Source organism: Nostoc sp. CENA543 (genome assembly GCF_002896875.1).
In the GTDB taxonomy this organism is placed as follows: domain Bacteria; phylum Cyanobacteriota; class Cyanobacteriia; order Cyanobacteriales; family Nostocaceae; genus Trichormus.
The window spans coordinates 2,453,613-2,476,536 of sequence record NZ_CP023278.1; the positions used below are offsets into that span (position 1 = coordinate 2,453,613).

19 protein-coding genes are annotated in these 22,924 nt (G+C 39.0%); 7 read left to right on the forward strand and 12 right to left on the reverse strand.

The genetic code is table 11. From position 1 onward, the window contains the following. Positions 1 to 191: 191 nt before the first annotated feature. Positions 192 to 647 carry a rhodanese-like domain-containing protein gene (locus CLI64_RS10170; protein WP_103137114.1) on the reverse strand — a complete coding sequence of 152 codons (456 nt, stop codon included), beginning with the start codon at positions 645 to 647 and terminating at the stop codon, positions 192 to 194. 146 nt (positions 648 to 793) lie between these two features. Next, the gene (locus CLI64_RS10175; RefSeq protein ID WP_103137115.1) at positions 794 to 3,106 is read right to left on the reverse strand and encodes an NACHT domain-containing NTPase; all 2,313 of its coding nucleotides are present in this window, start codon (positions 3,104 to 3,106) and stop codon (positions 794 to 796) included. Positions 3,107 to 3,713: 607 nt separating this feature from the next. Here CLI64_RS10175 and CLI64_RS10180 point away from each other — a divergent pair. Continuing rightward, positions 3,714 to 4,418 carry a response regulator transcription factor gene (locus CLI64_RS10180; protein WP_103137116.1) on the forward strand — a complete coding sequence of 235 codons (705 nt, stop codon included), beginning with the start codon at positions 3,714 to 3,716 and terminating at the stop codon, positions 4,416 to 4,418. A gap of 100 nt (positions 4,419 to 4,518) precedes the next feature. Here CLI64_RS10180 and CLI64_RS10185 read toward each other — a convergent pair whose 3' ends face one another. From CLI64_RS10185 to CLI64_RS10200, 4 genes are all read right to left on the reverse strand, one after another. Next, positions 4,519 to 5,307, reverse strand: coding sequence for an ABC-2 family transporter protein (locus tag CLI64_RS10185; protein WP_103137117.1), 789 nt, complete (start codon positions 5,305 to 5,307; stop codon positions 4,519 to 4,521). A 209-nt stretch (positions 5,308 to 5,516) separates the two neighbouring features. Then, entirely contained in the window at positions 5,517 to 6,497 is a 981-nt protein-coding gene (locus CLI64_RS10190; protein ID WP_103137118.1) for an ATP-binding cassette domain-containing protein, read from the reverse strand. Positions 6,498 to 6,620: 123 nt separating this feature from the next. Further along, entirely contained in the window at positions 6,621 to 7,325 is a 705-nt protein-coding gene (locus CLI64_RS10195) for a TIGR04283 family arsenosugar biosynthesis glycosyltransferase (protein ID WP_103137119.1), read from the reverse strand. A 9-nt stretch (positions 7,326 to 7,334) separates the two neighbouring features. Beyond that, positions 7,335 to 9,125 carry a pentapeptide repeat-containing protein gene (locus tag CLI64_RS10200; RefSeq protein WP_192881705.1) on the reverse strand — a complete coding sequence of 597 codons (1,791 nt, stop codon included), beginning with the start codon at positions 9,123 to 9,125 and terminating at the stop codon, positions 7,335 to 7,337. A gap of 255 nt (positions 9,126 to 9,380) precedes the next feature. Between CLI64_RS10200 and CLI64_RS10205 the strand changes: the two genes are divergently transcribed. After that, on the forward strand, positions 9,381 to 10,859 hold the full coding sequence (locus CLI64_RS10205) for a serine protease (RefSeq protein WP_103137121.1): 1,479 nt from the start codon (positions 9,381 to 9,383) through the stop codon (positions 10,857 to 10,859). Here CLI64_RS10205 and CLI64_RS10210 read toward each other — a convergent pair. Beyond that, positions 10,848 to 11,564, reverse strand: coding sequence for a CHAT domain-containing protein (locus tag CLI64_RS10210; RefSeq protein ID WP_103137122.1), 717 nt, complete (start codon positions 11,562 to 11,564; stop codon positions 10,848 to 10,850). The two genes, CLI64_RS10205 and CLI64_RS10210, sit on opposite strands and share 12 nt — an antisense overlap. 124 nt (positions 11,565 to 11,688) lie before the next feature. Here CLI64_RS10210 and nrtS point away from each other — a divergent pair, with 124 nt between their 5' ends. After that, positions 11,689 to 11,922 (forward strand): nitrate/nitrite transporter NrtS, encoded by a 234-nt coding sequence (nrtS, locus tag CLI64_RS10215; protein WP_192881706.1) that lies wholly within the window; start codon positions 11,689 to 11,691, stop codon positions 11,920 to 11,922. Between the two features lie 294 nt (positions 11,923 to 12,216). Continuing rightward, positions 12,217 to 13,452, forward strand: coding sequence for an LL-diaminopimelate aminotransferase (locus tag CLI64_RS10220; protein ID WP_103137123.1), 1,236 nt, complete (start codon positions 12,217 to 12,219; stop codon positions 13,450 to 13,452). Positions 13,453 to 13,538: 86 nt separating this feature from the next. Here CLI64_RS10220 and CLI64_RS10225 read toward each other — a convergent pair whose 3' ends face one another. After that, the gene (locus CLI64_RS10225) at positions 13,539 to 13,874 is read right to left on the reverse strand and encodes a hypothetical protein (RefSeq protein WP_103137124.1); all 336 of its coding nucleotides are present in this window, start codon (positions 13,872 to 13,874) and stop codon (positions 13,539 to 13,541) included. A 203-nt stretch (positions 13,875 to 14,077) separates the two neighbouring features. Then, positions 14,078 to 14,479, reverse strand: a complete 402-nt coding sequence (locus CLI64_RS10230) for a fasciclin domain-containing protein (protein ID WP_103137125.1) — start codon at positions 14,477 to 14,479, stop codon at positions 14,078 to 14,080. Between the two features lie 162 nt (positions 14,480 to 14,641). On the opposite strand from CLI64_RS10230, the gene CLI64_RS10235 reads away from it, so the two are divergent. Further along, the gene (locus tag CLI64_RS10235; RefSeq protein WP_103137126.1) at positions 14,642 to 15,601 is read left to right on the forward strand and encodes a putative 2-dehydropantoate 2-reductase; all 960 of its coding nucleotides are present in this window, start codon (positions 14,642 to 14,644) and stop codon (positions 15,599 to 15,601) included. A 47-nt stretch (positions 15,602 to 15,648) separates the two neighbouring features. Here the strand turns inward: CLI64_RS10235 and CLI64_RS10240 are convergent, their stop codons facing one another. Then, positions 15,649 to 16,542: a transposase gene (locus tag CLI64_RS10240; protein ID WP_103137127.1), complete on the reverse strand. Its 894-nt coding sequence runs from the start codon at positions 16,540 to 16,542 to the stop codon at positions 15,649 to 15,651. A gap of 362 nt (positions 16,543 to 16,904) precedes the next feature. On the opposite strand from CLI64_RS10240, the gene CLI64_RS10245 reads away from it, so the two are divergent. Together CLI64_RS10245 and CLI64_RS10250 are read left to right on the forward strand one after the other, a co-directional pair. Continuing rightward, positions 16,905 to 19,946: a valine--tRNA ligase gene (locus tag CLI64_RS10245; protein WP_103137128.1), complete on the forward strand. Its 3,042-nt coding sequence runs from the start codon at positions 16,905 to 16,907 to the stop codon at positions 19,944 to 19,946. Positions 19,947 to 20,331: 385 nt separating this feature from the next. Then, positions 20,332 to 20,775, forward strand: coding sequence for a hypothetical protein (locus CLI64_RS10250; RefSeq protein WP_103137129.1), 444 nt, complete (start codon positions 20,332 to 20,334; stop codon positions 20,773 to 20,775). Positions 20,776 to 21,026: 251 nt separating this feature from the next. On the opposite strand, the gene CLI64_RS10255 is transcribed toward CLI64_RS10250, so the two are convergent. Both CLI64_RS10255 and holA read right to left on the reverse strand, forming a co-directional pair. Beyond that, a complete protein-coding gene (locus CLI64_RS10255) occupies positions 21,027 to 21,500 on the reverse strand; it encodes a DUF4168 domain-containing protein (RefSeq protein WP_103137130.1) in 474 nt (157 codons plus the stop codon). Positions 21,501 to 21,798: 298 nt separating this feature from the next. Further along, on the reverse strand, positions 21,799 to 22,785 hold the full coding sequence (holA, locus tag CLI64_RS10260) for a DNA polymerase III subunit delta (RefSeq protein ID WP_103137131.1): 987 nt from the start codon (positions 22,783 to 22,785) through the stop codon (positions 21,799 to 21,801). Positions 22,786 to 22,924 lie beyond the last annotated feature (139 nt).

The window sequence follows — 22,924 nt, forward strand, 5'->3', positions numbered from 1 at the left end:
AGTCAATAGTCAACAGTCAAAGATATCCTTTAGATAGAACATATCTAGGAAATCAACTATAGGCAATATCAGCCAAGATTTAAAGTTTAATTCCTGGATAATTCTAATGACTAATGACTAATGACTAATGACTAATGACTAATGACTAATGACTAATGACTAATGACTAATGACTAATGACTAATGACTAATCACACATCCTTTTGTTGTGTCTCTACATGATTCTTGAGGCGATCAACAACATTATAGTCGTCTGCACCGGCGGGGGTTTGGGATTCGATAATACCTTCTGTCGGGCCGCCAATTGCTTTCCATGCGGCTAAACCGCCTTGGAGTTCTGATATGTGTTCAAAACCGGCAGAACGAAGCTTTCTTGCTGCTTCTGCGGTTTGTTGTTCTGTTGCACCGTAGACATAGATATCACGGCTTTTATCTAAAGAGGGTACAGCACGATCTACCACTTCATCTATTGGCATTGTCATTGCACCCATGATATGACCTTCATTATAAGTGGGGCGATCGCGGACATCCAAAATTGTAAAAGCCGGTTCACCCCATTCGAGACGGGATTTAACTACATGAACGTCAGTTTTTGCTTCTACAGGGGGTTGTGGAGGAATTACACCACCGAATAAATTGTTATTCATACCTTAACTATTACTTGTCAATTGCATTATTTGCAATTTACCTAATTATCTCTATTTCAGTTCTCTGGCTACGGTATGAAGAACGGTAAGTTCTCAAGATAGATTTATAATCAGGTCTCTGTTTTGATTGTTATTTAATCAGGTAATTATTGGGCTTGATTGTCTGCAATTGCTAAAAATAATTTATCCTCTATTTGCTTTTTTAACTCCTTTTGGATATTTACCTGAATTCGCAAACAATCGATGATTAATTTGTTAGCATATAAGTATTTTTTCAATATCCCTAATTGTAAATCTCTCCACTGCCAGTTATGACCAATATTGCGATATTTAATGAGATTATCTCTTAATCTTTTTTCCCAAATATTACAGTTTGCTTGCCACCATAAATAAAATTTATCAGGATTACTTTCTGTACAAGGTAATTGTTTCTTAATCTGGTAAAGTTCTCGCTTAAACTCTCCATCTCCTACTAAATCAATAGCTTCATCAAAAGTAATATTCAAAAGACGAGCTTGATTAAAAATATGAGTATAACTACAGTTATTGTCAAAGGCTAATTTTAAATCATCAATACAATTGAGAATATTAAACAGCATTTTATCCAGTGCTAATTCTGAATTAAATCCTAAATTACCTATAAATTCCCACTCAAATAAGTAATTTTCTATATCGCCTGAAGCCGCACTACAAACAAAGTAAAATGCACGTAAAGCAGTGTCATTATTGTTAATTTTTACAGACTTTGCCTTTTGATTTAACCAGGTAAGATAAGCTTGGATTTGTTCATCATGATATACAAGATCAGCAATATGATTACTCATATAAACGATAGCTTCATCAGCCCTAAAAAGCATATTCATGATCAACAAAAATACATGATACCAACGCTCTTGGGTGATGTAATTGATTAATGATTCATCAACTAGATTACAGGACTTCTCTAAAACATCTCTAGCTGTAAGATACTCTAATAAACCTAAATGAGCAAAAGAGTATACACCCCTGGCTCTTTCTACTAGTAAGCTATCTTGAAAAATCAGTCCTTGTAAAGCTGATTTGTGGTCTAGGGGTGTTAATGATTGCTGTAGGCTAGAATTATTAATATTCGGTAAGACTTCAGCTAGCAATTGTTGAATTCTTTCTTGTTCAAAAAAATACTCTCCATTAGTAAAGGTGGTAGCAGCAATGTGAGCAATTAATTTTTTCTTACTACTCAAATTCAAGTTAGTATAAAAATCATCTCTTTTAATCCCTCTGGTTTCATCCCAGCGAGACAGTAAAACATTCAAGACTTGCTCATATAAATTCACCTGTTTGAATGTAAACTGCCCCTTAGCTTGAAATGATAAACATATTAAATGTAGCAATAAAGGGACTCTGGCTAATTCTCGAATGCGCTGATTTTCTGGTAAATTGAGGTTTTGAATAAATAATTTACTATTAGTTTCTCCATCAATGACAGATTGATGAGCCACTTCAACTAACCAATTCTGAACATAAATTTCTATTTGTTTGTCATTAAAATCTGCTAACTCAACCTCAGTAAATCCAGGAAACCGATATTTATAAGCAGAAATGCGACAGCTAATGACAAATTGATTTTTGTAATAAATTTGAGTAAATTTGCGTATTTCTCTGGTGACTATATCTGTGTGTTCTAAAGGTACTTCATCGAGTCCATCTAAGATAATGAGAACACTGCCGCGACTAAGTATAGATAAAGTGGCTTTCTCATCTACATCACAACAACTTAAACTGTGGCTGATGTATTGTAAAAGATTGAATTCTCCTTCATCTTGAGCATCTTCGGCAAATTCTTTTAACCGCACAAACACAGGAACTAGGTGTGGTTGAAATTTACCTTGATTGCAAGCGATCGCCAAATACTGTAAAAATGTAGTCTTACCAGAACCAGATTTTCCCAGTAACATTAACTTGGGCGATCGCAATACAACCTCTAACCCTGGTAATGTATTGCAGTTATTATTGCCATTCAAAGGTGAATTCTCCCTCAAATCAGCTATATCGCGCCATTTTTGGCTCGTTACTTCTGGTAATACTTCCACAGGAGTGTAAATTTCCTCTAGCGGTATTGCTCGCGCCACATCTAGCATTTGTAGCGTGCTGCACTGATCTTGAATTTTTTCTTGATATTTTTGGCGTAGTTCGCTAGCTAGAGCATTGATATCAGCTTTTTGAGAAGTCAGAGAAGATGTAATTTCTGATACATCAGAATAATCCATGCCAGCAACTTGTTGCCAAGACAGTCCTAGTTGTTGGCAAATTTGCACAAAACAACTACGAGAAACAGGTTCACCCGCAAAAAACTTAGATACTGGTTGGCGTGTGATACCCAATGCTGTGGCTAATTTTTGCTGACTCAAGGTTTTGTCTGTTAAAGCTGTCTTTGCAGCTTTAATTCCTTCTGGTGATGCTTTGAGTCCTCGGCTTGTCATACTCCCAGAAAATATTTTATTAAACGCTAAAGATATGTCTCTGTACGTAGACGCACTCCGGATAAAGACTCGTATATATCCGGAGAAAGATTCTTCATGGGATATTTCAGAGTAGGGTATGGTAGATGGATTTTGAGTTGAAACGATTCAATGGCTGGAATTTTTCAGCCATCTGCCAGCAGTTAGAGAATGATTGATGGGTAGAGGAACACACTGAAAATTAAAGTTTCTCTTAACTGTGAAGATTACCAATTATAGCATCAAAGCATAAAAACATACCAAACTCATACAAAAATCATACATTTGGTATGCAGTATGACAGCTGAAGTTTTGAGAAATTTAATGGAAAATTAAGTGTAGTTCAGTAGTACAGAGGCAGTGTATAGCGACAACTAGCTGTAAGTTTAAGTAATTGCAGAAGTAGGCGATCATGAACCGTGTACACCAGAACAAACAAATAGACGTTGGGCAAGAAAATTTTGGATTTTAGATTTTGGATTAGCTTATCATCTAGAATCCAAAATCTAAGATTTAAAATACTTATTCCCAATTCGTTGTTTTCTATACAGTTAATTAACTTGCCAAGTTAACATAAGGCTAAAACAATATGGTGACGCTGACCGCTTCAAATCCTAAAATTCTTGTTGTAGACGATGATTTTGGTGTTCGTAACCTGATATATCGCTTTTTAGGTCGCAAGTATCAAATCGAGTCAGCTGCTGATGGTAAAACAGCTTTGGCGTTATTTGAGCAGTTTGATCCTGCTTTAGTAATTCTTGATTGGAACTTACCAGATACAAGTGGTTATAAACTTTGTCAAGAAATGCAGAGTCGGAATAACGTCTTAGTGATGATTCTCAGTGGGAGGACAGAAGAAAACGACAGAATCAAAATCATGGCTGCTGGTGCTGATGATTTTATTACTAAACCCTTTAGCCTCGCTGAAATTGAAGTGAGAGTCCAAGCACTTTTAAGACGCATTCGTTCTATTAAACCATCTCCCTCGCAACGTTTAATTTTCAAACAACTAGCAATTAACCCAGATGGTAGAGAAGTCACCCTAAATGATAAACCCCTAAACTTAACAGCTTTGGAGTTTAATATCTTACACTTTTTAGCTAGTCATCCTGGTCAAGCCTGGAGTCGTCCCCAACTCATCCAAAAAATTTGGGGTTGCGACTATGTGGGAGATGGCAGAGTAGTTGATGTTCACATCGGTCAGTTGCGGAAAAAATTAGAAGCTGATACTAGTGTGCCGGAGTTTATCAAAACTGTGCGGGGTTACGGTTATAAGTTTGAAATCCCTGAATAAAAGGCTGAGAAATTTATCTGAATTCGTCCGTTGTTTTTGAATAAAAGTGTTCCCTATTTTTGATTGTTTTTCTCAGCCAAAACTGTATGGAGTTTATTAATTATGCTCCCATGCCAGAATAACGTTTTAATCCCGCACGCCATAGCCAGCGATTTGCACCTAAAAATATTAATATCCAGGCAATTAGTGAGAGAAATCCCCTTGTCATATCTACAGGTATACCAACTAAAATACTGGTAGGAAAATCGATGAGATATGGAAAGGGTGTAAATAAAACTACCTCTCGAATAGGTGCCGGAAAAACTTCTAAAGGAGCAATTAAACCTGATAAAAAAAGATAAAATAAAAACCAAAAATTCTCTATCGCATTAGCTCTTTCTGTCCAAAAAGCAAACATAGCAAAGGTGTATTGAATCACAAACCTTAACATAAAAGCTAAACTAACAGCTAAGGCAAATAACAATACCTGACCCAAATTAGGCAGCCAAAATGCTTGGGGATATAGAAAGAAAAACAGGACTATTAATATAATTGCAAAGGGTATGCGAGCCACTCTTTCTGAAAGATGAGAGGCGACATGATGCCACACTGGGTCTAGAGGTTGTAATAATTTGGGAGATAATTTACCTTCTACCACTTCCCTTTCAAACTCCCAAATTACCCAAACAACGGAAATTTGTCTCACTACAAAAACTGTCAAAAAATAACGCGCAAATTCAACAGAAGATAAACCAAACTGTCCACTTTGGGAAGCTTTAATCCAAACCCCCATTAAAATAATCGGCAAAGAACCGGACAAAACCCATAAAATCAGTTCTGCTCGGTACTCCACCATATAAGCGTAATAAACTGTCAGTAAAGTCAGAGCTTTTCTAATAATGCTTTTCATGGAAATTTGAATTTTGTAGCTTTAGCTTACCTTAGGGTATTTTCAAGTCAGAACAAGATAAATAACTAAAGGTTTTTAGAGAGAAATAAAGTTATCTTTACGAGACACTCCGCGAACAGAAAAGGACTAAAGTCCTTACTACGAACTGAATCTATATTATTTTTCAATTATTTAACATAATTTTGTTTTTTCCTGTCGTTCTACTTAATTTACACAACTCCTGCTTGAAAAACACGTCCAATAACTTCTTCTATCGGCGGTTCTGTAACTGTTAAATCTATCACTTCTAATTCTGTTAAAATCTGGGTAACTGTGCGCGTTAGAGTTTCTTGCTGTACCATAAAACACACAGAACGACCATCTAAATTCTGCACATCGCCATACATTTTGAGTTTTTCTAGCGGTAAAGCTTGGGTTAATTCTACATGAACTTCTCGATAGGGGGCAAAACGTTCTAAAAGTCCATCTAAGCTGCCGTCATACATAAGTCTACCTTGATGGATGAGCAGCACACGTTGACATAAAGCCGTAATATCTGCCATGTAATGGCTAGTTAATAATACAGTTGCTTGATAACGCTGATTGTATTCTCGCAAAAAATCTCTTACTGCTACTTGAGCATTGACATCTAACCCCAAGGTAGGTTCATCTAAAAATAAAACATGGGGACGGTGTAATAATGCTGCTAATAATTCTGCCTTCATGCGTTCGCCTAAAGACAGTTTCCGCACTGGCTGTTTAAGTTTATCTTCTAAGGCCAACATTTCTGTTAATTCTCCTAGCCGTCGCTGGAATTCTTTATCGGAAATGTTGTAGACAGCAGCATTAATTTTCAAGGAATCTATAGCTGGTAAGTCCCAAAGTAGTTGTTGCTTTTGTCCCATTACCAAGGTAATTTTTTGTAGAAATGCTTCTTGGCGCAAAAAAGGAACATAACCAGCGACTCTGACTGTACCGCCAGAGGGGTGAATGAGTCCGGTGAGCATTTTAAGTGTAGTGGTTTTTCCTGCACCATTTGGCCCTAAAAAACCCACAACTTCCCCAGGAGTAATTTCAAAAGAAACATCCTGAACTGCATGAATAGAACGATAAGTACGGCGGAAAAAGTGGTTAATTGTGCCTTTAATTCCCGGCTCTTTTACTGCCACTGGATAGGATTTACTTAAGTTTTCGGCAATAATAATTGACATGATAATCCGATTTGATGATTGAAGGTAATGGGGATTGGATATTGGGGAAAATAGTACAATTATACTTACTTTTTTCAAAAATCAAATAGGAGTCTGATATAAGTAGTTAAAACAATCAATTAATCACATAATTTTGATTTGGCGATACCAATTTCGCAGTCGTGCTGGTGCTACACCGAGGAGATAGCCAATAATCATAATTTGATTGATGAGTGTAGTTTGAAAGATACCTTTTTGCAGCCATCTTCGAGCCGAGGTAATTACTGGTGTAGCTAAAATAACTATTTTGCCTTGGTGTTTTAAGCGTCGCATCAGCTCAAAATCTTCCATAATGGGAAGTTCTGGAAAACAACCGATTTCTTGAAATACAGCTTTGGTAATAAAAATTGCTTGATCACCGTAGGGCATTTGCAAAAAGTGCGATCGCCATCTTACCCCCCACTCTACTAATCTTAACGCTAAAGGAGACGCATCTATTTGTAAAGTAAATGCCCCAGCTATAACTCCTACTTGCTGTAGACTGGTGCGAATCATGTCGTCAAACCCTGGGGGTAAGTGCGTATCTGCATGGAGAAACAGCAGAATCTCCCCACTCGCCACAGCCGCGCCTGTATTCATTTGCACAGCCCGCCCAGGAGTAGATAAGATGACTTTTACACCCAATGATTCAGCTATAGTTACGGTATCATCTTGAGAGCCTGCATCTACCACTATGACTTCTATATTTGTGCTAGGTTGAGTCGTGGCTATGGTTTGTTTGATATTCCCTGCTTCGTTGAGTGTGGGAATAATAATGGAAATCTTGGTTGCAGTGAGAGTTTGACTCATGATTTATGATCATTGCAGTTGTGCGATCGCTTCTTTGATGGCACTGGCGATAGTTCCTTCTGCAAGATTATCAATTATTTGTTGACCTTGTAAAATTAAAAGCTGCTTAAAAATTTTATCTTTTTCGGCTTCATGCAAGAGTAATTGTTTAATCAGCTCCCCTTGAGTTGCTGTTGTCGTAGCCACACTTTTTCCTGTGAGTTGAGCCAAAAAATGCTGTACCGTATTTGAGACTTGCATTGGTGCATCACTATTAGCCACAATACTCCGCACCTGCTCTGCTGCTTCATTATATTCTATTTGTCCAGAGCCAGTTAAATTAGTAATGGTGCTACCATTAATTACAAAACTGTTACCCAATGGACGCTTACTAAATTCTTTAATAGCTTCTGCTTGACTACTAGCTATTCCTAGCAAACTGTTAATTTGTTGTTCTTTAGTAGCTAGTAATTGTCTCAACTCATCATAGGAATCATATAAGCGTTGCTCGACTTCTTGAGAAGAAATATTTTCATTGTGAGTCACCTTAGCAACCCAAAGATCACCTTTCTTTTCAATCCCTTTGAGTTGTAATCCTAAACTTTCATCTTCTAATTCCAGTTTTTGCAAACTAAATGCAAAAGCACGCCAGTTTACCCCCTCTTTGAAAACCAATTCTACAATATTACCGACTTCCTGATACAATGATTCAAATTCTCTTTGTTCAAAGTTGCGGTCTATAGGATAACGGTCAATTGGTTCGCCTTTTTCGTCTAATTTGCGATATATATAATCACATTGAACGTTAGTAAAGCGAGTTTGACTATTGACATTCCAATTTTGAATACAAATCCCTGTTAAATTGGCGTTTGTAAAGTCAACATCAATAACCTGAGCATTAGCCAGAATACTACCCCGTAAATCAGCATTCTGTAAGTCAGCACCGATTAAATTTGTGTCGATAAACTTCATCCGTCGCAAGTCAGCCCTTTGCAAATAAGCCCCTCTTAGGTTCAAATTACTAAAGTCTGGATCTTCTGAACAAGCATGAGTCAGGAGTTTTTGGACTTTGGGAAGTTTTAAGTCTAAATATCGACTATCTACCCTAGCAAGTTCTAATCCAGTGACACCTTGAAAACAGGTGCGGTAGAGTTTTCGCGCCCTTAAGTCTGTATTAGCTAGTTGGGCATTTTCAAAGTTGACACTACTTAAATCTAAATTGTAAAACGAAGTTCCACCCCAAGAACCAATTGCGATCGCCCAATTTCTCAAAAAATCTAAATTTCGCCAAGGCGGTTCTTGAAACTGGGTGATAAGTAGACTAAACATCACTATACCAACACCAAAAAATGTACCTACTAAGACTGCAAAAGTCTTGACATTTGTCAGTGATATATTTTGGATAATCAATACAGCCTTTTGATTAGGTTCATAAAGTAAAAAACTATATATATAAGAACTAATGCTTGCTCCTATAATCATCAATAAACCATATGCAAAATCAACAATATTTTTATATTCCTTTTTAATCAATATCTTAGATAAACTTAGCGCAAACATAGTGATTAAAGAACAGATCAAGAAGGTAGATAGCCAAATAATATTGGCTAGTAAAACTCCTAATGTCACTGAAAATTTTAAGATGCCTATAAGTTTTAAAATTGGTGAGATCACAACACCGAAAATTAATATTAATATTCCTGCTTCTAATAATGCTCTTAAATAACCTCTACGTACAGCCACCAATGACCAAAATATAATAGTTATGACAGCAGAAAGGTTGCCAATCCATGAATCTTGCCAATTAACAAAAATATTCATACATATGATTGCACCTATAAAACCTATAAAAATGGCTGATATTATTTTTAATAAAATACATTTAAAAATTAACAATACTTTAAAAAATAGTGAATTACCTGCAACGATATCCTGTAAGTCATGTATGACAGATTCTTGTGTAAACTTATATCCTGTATATATTTTTTTACATTTGTCCATAATTTAATTGAGAACTTTATTTTACAATATTCACAAATTTATTACCCATATTAGACTAATAAAGTAAGGTAAAGCATGGTTGACTTTATTCCCAATATTTCAATTCCTGGTTTGGGTGTCATCTCTATTCCCGGCATAGGAACAAGAAACTTATCTATTCCCAGTCAACTATCTCTCAAAAAGCTTGAAAATAAAGAGTTATTAAAAATAATTATTAAACGAATTGCTTATAAGCAAAATCCAGCTATTAATGCTAATCCCATAATGAGTGCGGCTTTTGGTCAACCAGATTTTCTCCCATTCCCATTTTTATCACTAGGAATCCGGCGAGGAGCAGCAGTATGTCGCTTAATTCGAGAATTTTCATCGGATAGTGCTGAAAGCTTTATTAATACTATTACTCAAGCAGAGGATATGAGGAAAAAGTTTTTTTCACTATCGGAATTAGCTGAAATATGTTGTATCTCTCTTGAAAAAGCACAAGAGGTATTTGAGATAAATGGAGATGATTTAAATAATCTCAAGATTCCTTTAAAAGCAGAGCATTTTTCCAAAAATCTGAAACGTCTTCCTGTAGCAACAGGATTTTTGGTGGGTAGAAACCAATTGTTAACAAATTATCATATTTTTCCACTACAGAATAACGAACTTACAAAAGCATTGGCTGAATATAGTGCTGAATTTAACTATGAACAAGACATTTTAGGACGGGAAATTAAATCTTTAGAATATGGATTTGATAAGTTGCTGGCTTTTGATCAAGATTTAGATTTTGCTTTGATCAAGCTCAAGTCAGAGACAAAAGATGGTAATTATCCAGATGCAGGACAAGCCGGTGATCAGTTTGGTTGGATTCCATTAATAGAAGATGATAGCTTAATTGCACCACCATTACCACAAGAAATGTTCAACTCACTCACCAAACAATTGTCAGAAATATCAGCAGGAGTAGATTTAAAATTATTAGCAGAAGTATTAGAGGAAATTCCCCAAACTATTGCCCTGATTAAAGGATTGAAAGATAAAGAAAATAGTCGTGTTGAAGATTTGCTAGCTTTTTTAAAGGATAAAGCTAAATTGGGTGATCCTGTAAATATTATTCAGCATCCTAAAGGTAGACACAAAGAAGTTGTGCTTTCTAATAATAGAGTGAAAGAGCTTTATGATAATTTCATCTTTTACGAAGCTGATGCTGACTTTAGTTCATCAGGCAGTCCTGTAATGAATCAACAGTGGCAATTAGTTGGACTGCATTGTGGGGCTTTACCTAAGCCTAATCAGGCAAATTCAGAAACTCTAGAAATTGATCAGGAAGTTGGTGTCAGGACTGGTAAAATAGTCAAGAAATTACTCAATGGACTAGAATCAAACGTCAAAGAATACTGGGAAATTGGCATTGAACGGCAAAAAATTACTCGTGAACTTTGGTTTTTTGTGAGAGAGTTTGTCCAACTGCGAGAATCAAAAGATAAAGTTTTACCACCACCAGGTTTAGAAGACATTGCCGAAGATTACAAACAAGTCTTACAAAAATTACCAAGTTCACTTTATTAATTTCGGCTGCAATACTGGTGTCAAGTGTTCCGCAACACCTGCCATGCGGATATTGACACAACCAGATTTGTAAGCAAATTCTACTGATTTACCTGCACCTAAAGCATCATAAAAACCCACAGCAAATTCAATAGCTGCTATGTCGCCAATTTCCTGACTCATCCCAATGACGTAAGGAACATGACGAGCGATCGCACAAGCTTGTACTTTTGAGTAGCAAGCATTAAGTATAATACACTCTAATCTATCGGAAAATAATTCAAATAAAGCAGCTAAAGCTTCTGTGTCTACTAACTTTGGTGTACCCGTCTCATCCTCTAATACCAAACCTTCTTCGCCACCTCCATGACCAGAAAAATGAATAATTTGAGGATTGAAGTCTAGTAAAGCACGTTGCACATCTCTAGCACGTACAGCCCATTTTTGCTGTAGTATAAATTGTTCCCGCCGTTTAGCCCTTTCTAACCCAGCGTCAATCTCTCGGATTTCTTCATCCAGGCGTAGTCTGGTTGTACCTTTGGGGTTAGCTGCTAAAAATAAGATGGTTCTTGTTGTGCATGTATGGTTTACTACAAGTGAATTATCGGCTTTTGCGGTCTGAACAGCCTCGTTGTAATAAATTGCACCAGAACCAGTCAAGTTAGTAATTGAGCCACCAGAAATGTTAAAAGTATTGTTTGTAGAGGAGGAATTGGACTCAGACATAAGAAATTACTACTTTCCTAATTAAAATAATGATAGAAATTTTAATATCGTCAATATTTTGACCCATCATTACTTATACTAAATTTTTGTTTCTTTGGGTCATGATTCCATTTTTAGGTAACAGATGAAAGCTATTAGAGAATATTGCTTGTGTCTTGGTGATAAAAATATGATGCCAACGGCTGTAAAAGTAGCTGTCGTAGTGGGTTCTATTCTATTTACCATTAATCATGGGGCAGCAGTGATTACAGGGAAAATGACTCGCGATCGCTGGATTGCTGCAACTTTAACTTATATAGTACCTTACTTAGTCAATATTCACGGGCAATATATTAGTCGTAATAAATCAAAAAATTAACTGTTTTGACTACGGATAAGTTCTTCAAATTCAGTCACAGCGTCATATTGGTCAGCTATAGTCAGATAATGCAGCAATGAATTAGGACTAGTTTTTCTTCTGTGGCTTGGTCTACAAGTGGAATGCTCATAACCAAATTCTTGTGGATAATAATTTTGTATTCACTTAATTCTAGTATTTAATCTTTGTTCCTAGTTACGCAGCAAAAACCCCTTCTCTTAAACCCTTACACCCCCATACCCATTTACAAAGACTGGTAAGCTGTTTTATCTAGGCCTTATTTTCAACTTGACTATGGCAACCATTAACGACAACTACTTAAAACTCAAAGCTGGTTACTTGTTCCCAGAAATTGCGCGGCGGGTAAATGCTTTTGCTCAAGCCAATCCTGATGCTAAAATTATCCGTCTGGGTATTGGTGATGTCACCGAACCTTTACCGGAAGCTTGCCGCAGTGCGATGATTAAAGCTGTGGAAGAAATGGGCGATCGCGCTACTTTCCAAGGATATGGGCCAGAACAAGGGTATGCTTGGTTAAGGGAAAAAATCGCGGCTCAAGATTTCCAAGCACGGGGATGTGATATTGATGCGTCAGAAATCTTTATTTCTGATGGTTCTAAATGCGACACAGGTAATATTCTCGATATCTTCGGTGATAACAATACTATTGCCGTTACTGACCCAGTTTATCCCGTCTATGTTGATACTAACGTCATGGCGGGACATACGGGAAACGCTAATGAAAAAGGTGAGTTTGAGGGTTTAGTTTACCTGCCCATTACCGCCGAAAACAACTTTACAGCCGAAATTCCCTCCCAAAAAGTCGATTTAATTTATCTCTGCTTCCCCAATAATCCCACAGGGGCAACTGCTACTAAAGAACATCTCCAAGCGTGGGTAGACTACGCCAAAGCCAATAACTCGATTATTTTCTTTGATGCAGCTTACGAAGCTTATATTACAGATCCATCTCTGCCTCATTCTATCTATGAAATTGAAGGTGCGAGAGATTGCGCCATTGAGTTTCGTTCCTTCTCCAAAAACGCAGGCTTTACGGGGACTCGTTGCGCCTTAACTGTCGTTCCCAAAACCTTAACAGCGAAAGCCGCCGATGGTTCTGATGTCGAACTGTGGAAACTGTGGAATCGTCGTCAGTCTACCAAATTTAATGGCGTATCCTACATCGTGCAACGGGGCGCGGAAGCAGTCTACTCCGAGGCTGGACAAGCGCAAATCAAAGCTTTAATCAGTTTTTATCTAGAAAATGCCAAAATCATCCGCGAACAACTTACAGCCGCAGGTATCGCTGTCTACGGCGGTGTCAACGCGCCTTATGTTTGGGTAAAAACTCCCAACGGCCTTTCTAGCTGGGATTTCTTTGATAAATTACTCAATACCTGCAATGTTGTCGGTACACCTGGTTCTGGTTTTGGTGCTGCGGGTGAAGGTTACTTCCGCATTTCCGCATTTAACAGCCGTGAAAATGTTGTGGAAGCAATGAAGCGAATTACCGCAAAGTTTACAGTTTAAAAGTTAGCTGTGGGTAATTTTTGCCCAAAATAAGGTAGAGGCAGATTTATTGCAGAATATTTCTTTGCTTCTACCTCTCTTGAAATCTAGACATTGTGGGAAACAGTGGAAGCTTGAAGTTGACGCTTCGGCCAAATAATCGCCGTCACGTTAACAACTAGGCAAGTAATTGCTAACCCTGACAAAATATAAGTAGGAGACATCACTACACCAACAATAGACCAACTATGTACGTGTAGCATCATTAAGACTGCGAAAATACTAGCAACACCAGCAGCTAGGAAAACTTGAAAATTGGGGCGACCGATGACAGCCAAAATAATTGTTAACAATGTGGCTAGTAAATTGGCTGGGATGAGAAATCCACAAATACCAATACAGTTATGACGAGAGAACTCAGCTAAATGGTGAAAATCAAGCATTAATTTTGTTGGGATAATGTTGGCATCTAAAAACTTAATCTATTTTTAGATATATCAACTTAATTCAGCATATATCTAAAGTAAATACTGCTGCATATATTTAACATAAATTAAAATATATAAGTGTTTAACTATGCTTGTAATAAATAGTCATCAATATTTGAGTAATCTTGTGAGGTGGGTAATGCCCACCTAAACAATGATTAGCCCATCAAAATCACCGTATCAATAACGTGAATTACTCCGTTATCAGCTTCGATATCTGCTGCTAACACCGTGGCATTTTTAACTTCAAAACCATCAGAACAGTCAATCTTGATAGGCGAACCTTCAACGGATGTGACTGTACCCAGTTTAGCTAAATCAGCCTGTTTCAGCTTTCCTGGTACGACATGAAACGTGAGAATTCTAGTTAATTGGGGGATATTCTGCACCAAAGTTTGGATAGTTCCTGGTGGTAATTTGGCAAAAGCATCATCATTAGGGGCAAAAACAGTAAAAGGCCCTGGACTTTTTAATGTTTCTACTAAACCAGCCGCTTGTACAGCAGTTACTAGAGTGTTAAAAGCACCAGCACTTACAGCAATATCAACAATATCAGCCATGTTTTTCACCTTATCTCCTGCAAAGAATTTTAAATTAAAGTGAAACAAATTGAATTTTTATTAAAAAAAATATTCTTAACTGACAGTTAATTACAGTTCCAGTGCAGTGAGTTTTGAAACACTGCCCTATGATGATCATCAGAAAATCTGAGGTGAAAAATTATGAGTGGACAGCAAACTACGCTAGGCGATCGCAAGTATGCCATCATAGGCACTGGTGCATTAGGTGGATTTTACGGCGCAAAACTGCAAAAAGCGGGTTTAGATGTTCACTTTTTACTCAAGAGTGACTATGAACACGTTAGCCAGCACGGTTTAATCATCGAGTCTAAAGACGGTGACTTTACCCTCCCCCAAGTCAACGCCTACAACCATGTCGCCAAAATGCCGCAATGTGATGTGGTAATATTGGCACTCAAAACTACACAAAATTATTTACTACCCCAGTTATTACCGCCTGTAGTTAAAGAGGGTGGTGTAGTTTTAGTATTGCAGAATGGGTTGGGTGTAGAAGAAGAAATCACCCAAATGCTGCCAAACATTCACGTAATCGGCGGTTTATGCTTTCTTTGTTCCAATAAAGTAGGTTTAGGACATATCCGACATTTAGATTATGGACACATCACTTTAGGGGAATATCTTCCTGAATATTCTCAAGCCGGAATCACCCAGAGAATGCAGCAAATTGCTGATGACTTTCAAAACGCCGGCATTGGGATGGAATTAGCGGCTGATTTATTATTAGCCAGATGGAAGAAACTAGTATGGAACATCCCCTACAATGGATTGTCCGTCATTCTCAACGCCAGCACAAATGAATTAATGGCAAATCCCCACACCCGCACACTAGTAGAACAAATCATGTATGAAGTGAAAGCAGGGGCAAATAGTATGGGGAGAATAATTCCCGACAGCTTCATTCAAACCATGCTAGATTACACCGTCAAGATGACCCCATACCGCACCAGTATGAAAATCGACCATGATGAACGCCGTCCCTTAGAAGTAGAAGCAATTATCGGGAATCCCTTAAGAAAAGCCCAATCCCTGGGAGTAGATTTAGCACAAATTAGCTGTCTCTACCACCAGTTGAAATTTATAGATGCCAGAAATCAAAATTGAAGAATCAACACACACTCTACAGAAAAAATCTGCCAGTTGTTCTAGTGCTATAAAATTTGTTGTATTTCATCAACAGAATTTGCTAAAAGCACAGTCCGCAAAATTCGCTGCAATTGTTCCAAATCCTTAATTGGGGAAATTCGGGACATTAACTCTAGTCCTTGACTCCCAAATTTTGCTTCTAAACTCATTTCGATACTGCGAATGATTCCCTTGATCTCACCACGTGCTTCACCCCGTGCTTCACCACGTGCTTCACCCCGTGCTTCACCGCGTGCTTCACCCTCTCGTAATATTTCTTGGTACCAAGGTGACTCCCGAAGAACGCCCATATCCCACCTCATAATTTCTTGAACAACGGCACTTTCTAATACAAAGGTAGCAAAAAAGGCTAAAACCGTTTCCAACTGGTTTAAGTCTTCATCCCGACGCAAAATTTGTAATGCTTCCCTAATTATAGATTCATTGTTTCCCCCTTGTAGAATCGGCACAAATGGCAATAATGATGGTAAAGGTTGTTGAAATGGGATGTTAACATCTACTTCCCATAAGTTAATTACTCGGTAATCCTGAATTGCTCTTAAACCATAAATATTTGATGTGAAACTTGTGGGGATTTCCACATCACCCGTCGGTAAGATATTAATTAACACCGGATAGGTTGGTAATTCATATTTCTCTTCTGCCAATGCTGTGTAGGCACGCACTCGCCGAGGCATTTTGTGGTTGTAACGTAACTGTAATTCATTTAATACGAGAAATTCTCCTAATTCTGGACTTCTCGCCCGGATTAAAACATCACTTTCCCGACTAATCCATTGAAATTCCCCAGATAAAATTTCCCCTGCTTGAATATTGGGTATATTTGTCACCCATCGCACCCAATTATCAGGTGCAAGACTAATGAGTTTTTTAGTGCTGGTATCTGCGGGTTTTGGCATTATTTATCGATTTACTTTGGTGCGGACATTTATTTTACGCTGAATGGATACGTAGGTATAGCCCATCGGAGGTATCGCTTATACCCATTTTGGATTTTGCGAAAAGTTCTGTAGGCGGGTTTCCCGCCGTAGGAAACTTTTCAAGACGGATTTTGGATTTTGGATTAAAAGCCCAGATTCTTAGCCTATTCCAGAATCTCGAAACAATACTACCTATCGCAATTTGGTATTAGATAATAAAACTGGGATGAGTATGAAAACAGCGATGTCCCCAGTTCCCAATCCCCAATCCCCAATCCCCAGTCCCCATTCCTCATTCCTGTGGCAAAATTTAATAGTCCTTCAAACGTAAATTTCCCAGAATGACCGCAACTATACCGAATCTTCCCAGTTTGTATGACCCTTTTTCTACTGAAGCGAAGTGGCAAAAATTCTGGGAAGACAACCAAGTCTACAAAGCTGACCCTAATCACGGTGGTGAACCTTATTGCGTCGTAATTCCACCGCCAAACGTTACTGGTAGTCTGCACATGGGTCACGCCTTTGAGAGTGCGTTGATTGATGCGCTAGTACGTTACCACCGGATGCAGGGACGGAATACCCTGTGGCTACCGGGAACTGACCACGCTAGTATTGCTGTCCACACGATTCTAGAAAAACAACTCAAAGCTGAGGGGAAAACTCGCTACGAGTTGGGACGTGAGGAATTTCTAGAACGTGCTTGGAAATGGAAGGCGGAATCAGGGGGAACAATTGTCAATCAGCTACGCCGTTTGGGTGTGTCGGTAGACTGGTCACGGGAGAGATTTACCCTGGATGAAGGTTTATCGAAAGCTGTGGTAGAAGCCTTTGTCAGTCTCTACAATGAAGGGTTAATTTATCGCGGTGAATATTTAGTTAACTGGTGTCCGGCTTCGCAGTCGGCGGTGTCTGATGTTGAGGTAGAAAATAAAGAGGTTGAGGGTAATCTTTGGCATTTCCGCTACCCCCTCAGCGATGGTTCTGGTTATGTAGAAGTGGCGACGACTCGACCAGAAACTATGCTGGGTGATACAGGTGTAGCTGTAAATCCCCATGATGAAAGATATCAACACCTAATTGGGAAAACTTTAACTCTGCCCATTATGCAACGGGAAATCCCCATCATTGGTGATGAGTTAGTAGACCCCAGTTTCGGGACAGGCTGTGTGAAGGTGACTCCCGCCCATGACCCCAACGACTTTGAAATGGGTAAGCGTCACAATCTACCGTTTATTAATATTCTGAATAAAGATGGTACTCTCAACGCCAATGCTGGGGAGTTTCAAGGACAAGACCGCTTTGTAGGCAGAAAAAATGTAATTGCACGCCTGGAAGCTGACGGTGTATTAGTAAAAGTAGAAGATTATAAGCATACCGTTCCTTATAGCGATCGCGGTAAAGTTCCCATTGAGCCTTTACTCTCTACTCAGTGGTTCGTGAAAATTCGCCCAATGGCGGATAAAGCTTTAGACTTCCTCGACCAGAAAAACACCCCCGAATTTGTCCCCCAACGCTGGACAAAGGTTTATCGTGATTGGTTAGTTAGTCTGAGAGATTGGTGTATTTCTCGCCAATTATGGTGGGGTCATCAAATCCCGGCTTGGTATGCGGTGAGTGAAACCAACGGACAAATCACCGATACTACCCCCTTTATTGTCGCCAAATCCACCGACGAAGCTTGGGAGAAAGCTAAAGCCCAATTTGGGGAGAATGTTCAACTGGAACAAGACCCAGATGTATTAGATACCTGGTTTTCTTCGGGTTTATGGCCATTTTCCACATTAGGCTGGCCGGAAAAAACCCAAGATTTAGCAACTTACTACCCCACAACCACCCTAGTTACAGGGTTTGACATCATCTTTTTCTGGGTAGCTAGAATGACTATGATGGCTGGTCATTTTACTGAGACTATGCCATTCCAAACTGTTTACATTCACGGTTTGGTGAGGGATGAAAATAATAAGAAGATGTCGAAGTCGGCTAACAATGGGATTGACCCACTGTTGCTGATTGATAAATATGGCACTGATGCCCTACGTTATACCTTAGTTAAGGAAGTAGCCGGTGCAGGTCAAGATATCCGCTTAGAATATGACCGCAAAAAAGATGAATCATCCTCAGTAGAAGCTTCCCGCAACTTCGCCAATAAGTTGTGGAACGCCGCGAGATTCGTGATGATGAATCTCGACGGACTGGGGACTGGGGACTTGGGACTGGGTACTGGGAAATCCCAATCCCTAATCCCCAATCCCCAATCCCTAGAATTGAGCGATCGCTGGATTCTTTCCCGCTATCATCAAGTTATCCAGCAAACCACTAACTACATCGATAACTACGGTTTAGGAGAAGCAGCCAAGGGCATATATGAATTCATTTGGGGTGATTTTTGCGACTGGTACATTGAGTTAGTTAAATCCCGACTGCAAAAAAATGCTGACCCAGCCTCGCGCCGAGTCGCCCAACAAACTTTAGCCTATGTACTCGAAGGGATATTAAAGTTACTACATCCCTTTATGCCCCACATCACTGAAGAGATTTGGCAAACTCTCACCCAGCAACCAGCAAATTCTCCGCAAACTTTAGCTTTACAAGCGTATCCCAAAGCCGATACAAGCTTAATTAACCCCAGCCTAGAAGCACAGTTTGAACTATTAATTGGGACTATCCGCACCATCCGCAACTTACGCGCCGAGGCGGAAGTCAAGCCAGGGGTGAAAGTCACCGCCAATTTACAGTCTGAAAATCCCCAAGAACGAGAAATTCTCACGGCTGGACAATCTTACATCAAAGATTTAGCCAAGGTAGAGAATTTGACTATCTCTGGAGAAACCCAACCCCAAACAGTCATCCAGCCACAACCTAAGAGTAGTTGGCGGACAATTGTTTGGCTGATTGTCGGTCTGATATCTTTCAGGTTAGCCATAGCAGTTGGCAATACTTTAGATAATCTTCCGATTCTGGGAGTTTTCTTTGAAATAGTTGGTATAGGTTATACAGCTTGGTTTGTTGTGACTACCCTATTGTCAGCGCAAGCTAGACAAAAATTCCTCGCGCAGTTCTTCCCAAGCACCACAGAAAAGACTGCTGTAGCAAAAGAACAACTATCAACCAAAGAAGCAGAAAAAGCTATTGCAGGCGTAGTTGGGACAGTCCAGGTTGTTATACCTTTAGATGGCGTTGTGGATATAGAAGCCATGCGCGCCAAGCTAGAGAAAAGCCTGAGTAAAGTGGAAACTGAAGCCCAATCTCTCAAAGGTAGGTTAAGCAACGCCAACTTTGTGGATAAAGCTAGACCAGATGTCGTCCAAGCCGCAAGAGACGCTTTAGCTGAAGCCGAAAAACAAGCGGAAATTTTACGCGATCGCTTGCGTGGTTTAGCATAAATGTAAGGGTGTAGGGGTATAAGGGTATAGGGGTATAGGGGTAATAAAAAATACCAATCATATCAATTTTGGATTTTGGATTTTGGATTTTGGATTTTGGATTTTGGATTTTGGATTTTGGATTGAAAACCGGGATTCAGAAGCTGTTCCAGAAACTCATCACAATACTACCTATCCCAATTAGGTATTAATCATCCCTCACACCCTTACACCCTCACACCAATTCACAAAAACTTGATACAGGTGCAAAAGCTAAAAAGTAGGCTGATTTTCACTTTCTTAATTTTGAATTTTGCGGAAAGTTGCGTGCGGGGGTTCTCCCCGTTGAGCAAACTTTCCAAGACGAATTTTGAATTGGTATTACACCCTTAAAACCCAAAATGCTATGCGATATCTTGCCCAAGTACATAAAAACGAATTTTTAGACCAGTATCATCTACGTCTATTAGCACGCCAAGAAGAAGATTATCTCTGGACAATTATCCCTGAAGAGGCTTTGATTTTACTGGGTAAAAGTCATACCATGAGTGAAAAATTGCTGGTTTTAGTCGAGCTTTCACCCACGGGTGAAATTGAACGTTTAGAAGATGCTTGTGACTGGGTGCTAAAGTTGGTGCAAACTTATCTTTCTTCAGGTATCACTCCAGAATTTTTACAACAAGAGACAGAAAGAGCCGAAGAATGGCGACAATCTCTAACTTTACAAAATCAAGATTTAGCCCGCCGCACACTAGAATTGGAAGCGCGTCGTGAACAAATTCAAGCCCTAGAAGAAAGTCTAAAACGTGATAGGAACGGTACTCAAAAAGATATCAGTAGTGGTTCCTAAGTCAGATTAATTTCTAATACAAAATATAAATTTTGAGTGAGATATAGTAGGGAATAGGGAACAGAAAAGTAGGTAGAACAATTTTGAATTGGGGATTTTGGATGGCGGAACCCTTTACCCTAACCCTAAATTCAAGGATTCAGGACTCCTTGTCTACACGTAGTATCAGTTGATGGGGGGTTTAAATCTCCAACCGTGTTGAATTTTGACTTGGTATTAGATGGATTGTTAGCAAAGTCTCATCCTTAATCTTAAGAGAGCGATTTTCTTTGCTGAAGTTGGAGTAGTTGATCATAAACCCGTTTTTTCAAGCCATTATTCCTAGAAATTTCCACAGTAATTTTATTGAATTTCTCAATAGTCAAACCCTTATCTTCAACAATTGCTTGAGAATCTTTACAGTAATTTCTGGCGACATCTCTAGCTTCTTGATTAGTCAAGCTATTTATACTATCAGGTTCATTACAAACTATTTGCGGAATATTTCCACTACCAATGATTCTTTTAATTTCTCTAAAAGCTTGTTGACGCACAGGTTCTATCGCCAATAAAGCCTGAGCATAGCTCACAATATCATTGTTACTAACTGAGAGATTTTGTGCCAGAGCTTTTGTATTCCATGTACTGACGAACAAACTAGTAGCAGTTATCAATCCCAAGAATAAGCTATGAGTTATTCTCTTGTGCAGAATTTTCGGGAAACCCCAATTATTAATAGACTCCATAAGACCTGACACAGAACCACGGCAATGATTATTTAAATAACTTTGAATTATTTGAGGGGGAATAAGTTCCAGAAAAATGTAATTACTCCCATATCAATCTTAGGGAACGGGACACAGGGAACAGGGAATAGGGAAAGAGGGAAAGGAGATGTACTGAGTTTTTTCCCAGATCAAATATGATATTTATATTAATTTCATCCTCTTTGATTATTCAGATTGAAAAAAAATTAGATGATCTAAAATGTTTTAGTCTTGATTTGTGATTCCCCAGTCCCCAGTCCCCAATCCCCAGTCCCCATTAATGACGCTGACAGACTTGACATAGTTCTATAACTTTAGTTTGCAGCACAGTGATATCTCCAGAGCCTCTTTTAAACATAAACTCTAACTCTAGCAGTAGAGGTAAACAAGAGATGAGTTGACGTAAGGATAGAGATTGCACCTCTTTCTGTAAAAAGTAGATGCGGTTAGGATTACCGACTTCAGCCGCTTTGGCGATCGCTTGGGGATTGCGTTCCCCACTTTCCATCATCAACTTTACCCATAGCCAAGTGCGAAATTGTCCCACCAAGGTAGCGATAATTCTTAATTCCGGCTCGGCTGCATTCACCAAATCAGCAACAACAGTTAACGCTTTTACCGTATCACCTGTTCTAATGGCTGCGGCTAGTTGCAAACTATTTTGAGTAGTATTTCTCACTAACAGCGTCACAGTATCCATATCTACTGGTTGATTACTACCTCCTGCATACAAGCGTAATTTCTCCATTTCATTGTAAAGGAGGCGTGTATCATTACCTACAGCTTCCGCTAAAACTTCCGCCGCCTTAGCCGTAAGTTTCACTCCCACTGTTTGCGCTGCTTGGTTAACAGCTTGGATGATTAACTCGGTTTTCCACGGAGGAATTAAGGGAAACTCACGAAAATCAGCGTATTGCTTGAATAACTTCGTCGATTTGAGGCGTTCATCTGGTTTATTTGGTGAAGTCAATAATAAATGGGAATTATCAGGGATTACTGGTAAAGTCCGCGTTAACTCTGTCAATACATTTTCAGGACACTGCTGACAAATATTAGTATTAACTACCCAAACTAAACGTCCCCCAGCCCCAAAAGGCGGAGTCATCACTTGATTAAGAGCCGCAATCACCGCATCACTTTGATCTGGGAGGAAAACAGTATAGTTAAAACTAGTCCACATAGAATCGAGGACGCGATCGCGCAAAGTCGCCACCGCCCTTTCCATCGCAAAATCATCCTCGCCCCAATAAAAGTAAATAGGCATTGGTCAATAGTCAATAGTCATTAGTCATTAGTCAAGAGCTTTTCTCCCCTGCTCCCCTGCCCCCTGCCCCCCTGCTTCCCTACACCCCTACTATTTAATTCAAATTTTCCCTAAAATCAATCAAGTTAGAGCGCGAGGC